Annotated in this window: 1 protein-coding gene; it reads left to right on the forward strand. The window is 69.5% G+C overall.

Annotated features, from left to right (window positions below; translation table 11 throughout):
* Window positions 1-124 precede the first annotated feature (124 nt).
* Window positions 125-625, forward strand: a complete 501-nt coding sequence (locus tag NS331_RS24465; protein WP_242873880.1) for a chemotaxis protein CheD — start codon at window positions 125-127, stop codon at window positions 623-625.
* Window positions 626-811: the final 186 nt, after the last annotated feature.

Raw genomic sequence — 811 nt, forward strand, 5'->3', positions numbered from 1 at the left:
TCCGAGAGCCTGCACGGCGTCTCCACGGCCGTCGAGCAGATCGCGCCGTCGGTCTACCGCAAGCCCTGAGCGGGCTGCGTGTGCCGCCGTCTCCTGAATTCCCTTCCAGCCGCGACCGACCCGCATGTCCCTGTCCCCCCAACCCATGGACATCTTCCTGCAGCCCGGGGAATGGTTCGTGGGCGACGCCACGCTGCGCCTGCGCACCATGCTCGGCTCCTGCGTGGCCATCACGCTGTGGCATCCCAAGCGCCAGGTGGGCGCCATGTGCCACTTCCTGCTGGGCGAGCGCCGGCGCATCGCCCGCGGCGGCGAGGAACTCGATGGCCGCTACGGCGACGAGGCCCTGGCGCTGATGGTGCAGGGCCTCAGGCGCGAGCGCGTGCCGGCGGCCGAGTGCGAGGCCAAGATCTTCGGCGGGGGCAACATGTTTCCCTCGCGCACGGCCAAGGGCGGCGCCCATCCCATCGGCATGCAGAACGGCCATGCCGCGCGCGAGATGCTGGCCGGCATGGGCATTCCCGTGCGCCGCGAGCACCTGTTCGGCGACGGCCACCGGCAGGTGATCTTCGACATCGCCAGCGGCTCCGTCTGGGTGCGCCAGATTCCTCCTTCTGTCTCATGAAACACCCCCCATGCCGCTTCGCGGCCATTCGATCGTCGGTGCCGCGCGGCGCTCTGGACAACTGAAAGAAGAGACACAGACCATGACACGCAAGACCACCGTCCTGATCGTCGACGACTCCGCCGTGGTGCGCCAGGTGCTGGCCGGGCTGCTGGGCGCCACGCCCGGCATCGAGGTGCTGCATGC

The sequence above is a fragment of the Pseudacidovorax intermedius genome (assembly GCF_001476815.1).
Taxonomy (GTDB): Bacteria; Pseudomonadota; Gammaproteobacteria; order Burkholderiales; family Burkholderiaceae_C; genus Xenophilus; species Xenophilus intermedius_A.

Bases quoted from the DNA above. Each gene is read 5' to 3' on its own strand.
- NS331_RS24465 (WP_242873880.1), top strand. From the start codon at position 125: ATGTCCCTGTCCCCCCAACCCATGGACATCTTCCTGCAGCCCGGGGAA.